The following is a 3363-nucleotide window of genomic DNA, read 5'->3' on the forward strand; positions in this document are numbered from 1 at the left end:
TCGGCGTGAAGCTCACGACCCTGCGCCAGGAGCAGGCCGACTACATCGGCGTCCCGGTCGAAGGCCCGTACAAGTCCGACCTCTACCGCTACTGAGCCGGCCGTCGGCCGACGGCCGGCTCAGCTCTCAGCAGTAGGTCCGAGCGCAGGCCCCCGCACCCCCGTGCCGGGGGCCTGCCCCGTACCGCACCCGCACAGCCCGAGGAACCCGAAGGACCCCATGCCCCGCGGCCGTTATTCGCTCCACGATGTCCACGACCACACCCCCCTCGGCGAAGAACACTTCCACTGCGCGCCCGGCCCCTCCGGCTGGCGCTATGTCTCCCAGACCACGGGGCCCTCGGGCGCCCACCTGGGCTCCGTCGACCTGGCCCTGGACGAGCTCGGCCGCCCCATCCGCCTCGAACTGCACGCCGCGAGCTGGCAGATCCGAGGCGCCGCCCTCGACGGGGTCACCTGGGTACGGAACGACCCCACCGGCACTCATGCCGCCGAGGGCAATGTCCGCGCCCATACCTTCTCCGGCACATCCCCCGCTTTCCTCGTCGCCACTGCCCGGCTTCTGCGCCTCACCCCCGATTCCCCCGCGACCCGCGTCCGTCTGGTCACCTTCACGGACCCGGTTCTCGCCCCCCGTACCGTCGACCAGTCCTGGTCGCTGCTGAACAGTGAAGCGCACGCCACTGACAACGGGCCCCTGCTCGTGGACGAGTACCAGGTCAACGCACTGGACACCGGTGATCAGCATGCCGTGCACATCGCGGGTGACGTGGTGCTGGCGGCGCCGGGCATCGAGCTCGAGCACCTCGAATCCCCGCCCTCGGCGATGCCCGGTCCGGCGGGCAGGGCCTGAGGACACAGGCGGGGTTCACTCGGGTGGGGCGAACCCGGTCGCGGGCGGTACGACGGCCCCGTCCTCGGCCTGGTCCCGGGGAGCCGGCGCGCGTGTGCCGGCCCCTTCCGGCCGGACTTCCGTAGACGGCAGGCCACCGGAGACTTTCCGGTGCACGGGATCAGCCATGGGCTCCGGCACGGGTACCCCCGGAGTCGGGTGGCTGCGGCCGGCTGCCGCAGCCACCCGACGGACGTCCCGCGCCTGTCGCTCGTTCACCACGGCCGCCAGGTAAGCAGCCGCCGGCACCCCCTGCGGCACCGGAACGCCCGTACGCGCGGCGAGATCCGTGGACAGCCGCTCGGCCATGGACCCGCGCACCGTGGCGTCGAGCTGGTTCATCCGCGTCAGGTACTGCCGGATCGCCAGCCAGAGACCGTCCGGCACGCCCGAGAGGTCCAGCTGCGCGAAACGTCCCACGAGCCAGGGCGGTGGCGGCGGCACAGCGAGAGCCCGCCCGGCCGGTACGCGCTCACGTACGACGAGCGTTCCCGCGAACACGTCACCGAGCCGACGGCCACGGGCGGACACCATAGACGCGATACAGCCCACGACTCCGAACGTCCCCAGAATCTCGACCACTCCCATCGCCCCCCGCACGAGCGCGTGCCGGAACCGGATCGGCCCACCGTCGTCCCGCACCACACGAAGTCCGCAGGCAAGCTTTCCGAGCGAACGGCCGTGGCTGAGCGTCTCGACCGCGACCGGCCCGCCCACCAGGATCAGAAGGAACGAGGCGACGGCCACCGCGGCGGTCGCGGCTTCGTCGAGCGTCACGGTCGCCACGGCCAGACCGATGGACAGCAGCACGAAAACGGTCAGGATTACCGCAAGATCAATCGCGGTCGCCAACGCCCGGCTGGGCAGCCTCGCCGGCCGCAAGCCCAGGACCACCGCGTCTCCGGTTACGAGTTCATTCATCGCCACCCACCCCTCGCCGCTCTTCCCTGCCCCTCGGGACCACAGTCTGCCAAGCTGGCCCGCAGCGCGCCGCCGTAGTACGGACCCGTACGCACCCATGCCTGGAGCAGCAGCCGACCATGGATCTCGACGTCTTCGTGACCACCCACCGCATCGAGTGGGACCGCCTGGACCATCTTCTGCACCGAGGGCGCAGCCTGACAGGCGAGGAGGCGGACGAACTCGTCGCCCTGTACCAACGCACCGCCACTCATCTTTCCCTGATCCAGTCCAGCGCCCCGGACCCCCTGCTGACCGCTCGCCTCACCCAGCTCGTGGCCCGCGCACGCTCCCTGGTGACGGGTACCCGCCGCTCTTCGTGGCGCGACGCCGCACGCTTCCTGACCGCCGGATTCCCTGCGGCCGTCTACCGCTCACGGCGCTGGTGGATTCCCACTGCGGTGCTCTCCACCCTGCTGACGGCCGTCATCGGCTGGTGGATCGGCACGCACCCGGAGGTCCAGGCGTCGATCGCGGCTCCGGAGGACCTGCGCGTTATGACCCGGCCCGGCGGCGAGTACGAGACGTACTACTCGAGCCACCCGGCCGCCTCGTTCGCCGCCCAGGTCTGGACGAACAATGCTCAGGCGGCAGCCATGTGCCTGGTGCTGGGGGCGTTTCTCTGCGTACCCGTCATCTGGATCCTCTTCCTCAACGTGCTCAACCTCGCTGTCGGCCTCGGCCTGATGTCCTCAGCCGGCCGGCTGGACACCTTCCTCGGGCTCGTCCTGCCGCACGGTCTTCTCGAACTCACCGCTGTCTTCGTCGCGGCGGGCACAGGACTTCGCCTCGGCTGGACGGTCATCGACCCGGGCCCACGCACCAGGCGCGCAGCGCTGGCCCAGCGGGGCCGCGCAGCGGTAGGCATGGCGATCGGGCTGGCGCTGGTCCTGTTCGTCTCCGGCGTCATCGAAGGCTTCGTCACTCCGTCGGGCCTTCCCACCTGGGCCCGCATCACCATCGGCGTCGTGGCTGAGCTGGCCTTTCTCGCCTATGTCTATGTCCTCGGAGGCCGTGCGGCCCGTGCCGGGGACACCGGAGACCTGGAAGCCGGCGAGCGAAGCGCGGAGCTCCCCACAGCGTCCTGAAGGCCGATGTGCGTGCGGGTGCGCTGACCTGCTAGTCTTCTGGTCGCCCACAAAAACTGTTGACACAGTTCGCGTGGAGAGGTAGATTTTAACGGTTCGAGCGAGTTGGATAGCTTGCTTGAGGACGTCTAAGGTTCATCTCGCTCGCGCAGAGGACGTGATCCTCGCAGAGCCGATCGATTCTTCTCTTTCAAGCAAACGCCGGATTCGCTTCGGTCGAATTGCTTCTGATAAAGTCGAGTCAGCCGAAAGGCAAAGACCGCTCCACGGGTCGCCGGAATCAAATTCGGACCGGAAACGGAACGAACAGAGTCTGGTAAAGTTGGAAACGCCGGAAAGGGAAACGCGAAAGCGAAGAACTGGAAAGCGAAACAGCAGGAACCCGCTTCGGCCGGGAATCGGACACGAAAGAGTCTGATAGAGT

At 68.6% G+C, this 3363-nt stretch carries 4 protein-coding genes; 3 read left to right on the plus strand and 1 reads right to left on the minus strand.

The features are described from left to right. Together ACWD04_RS33800 and ACWD04_RS33805 are read left to right on the plus strand one after the other, a co-directional pair. Nucleotides 1-95: adenosylhomocysteinase (locus ACWD04_RS33800; RefSeq protein ID WP_451137557.1), on the plus strand; the 95-nt coding region annotated here is incomplete at its 5' end. Nucleotides 96-219: 124 nt separating this feature from the next. Beyond that, nucleotides 220-852, plus strand: a complete 633-nt coding sequence (locus ACWD04_RS33805) for a hypothetical protein (protein ID WP_451137554.1) — start codon at nt 220-222, stop codon at nt 850-852. A 15-nt stretch (nt 853-867) separates the two neighbouring features. Here the strand turns inward: ACWD04_RS33805 and ACWD04_RS33810 are convergent, their stop codons facing one another. Further along, nucleotides 868-1812 carry an RDD family protein gene (locus tag ACWD04_RS33810; protein WP_451137555.1) on the minus strand — a complete coding sequence of 315 codons (945 nt, stop codon included), beginning with the start codon at nt 1810-1812 and terminating at the stop codon, nt 868-870. A gap of 119 nt (nt 1813-1931) precedes the next feature. On the opposite strand from ACWD04_RS33810, the gene ACWD04_RS33815 reads away from it, so the two are divergent. Beyond that, a complete protein-coding gene (locus ACWD04_RS33815; RefSeq protein WP_451137556.1) occupies nt 1932-2939 on the plus strand; it encodes a stage II sporulation protein M in 1008 nt (335 codons plus the stop codon). The last annotated feature ends 424 nt before the right edge of the window (nt 2940-3363 follow it).

This window comes from Streptomyces sp. NPDC002911, from assembly GCF_053591835.1.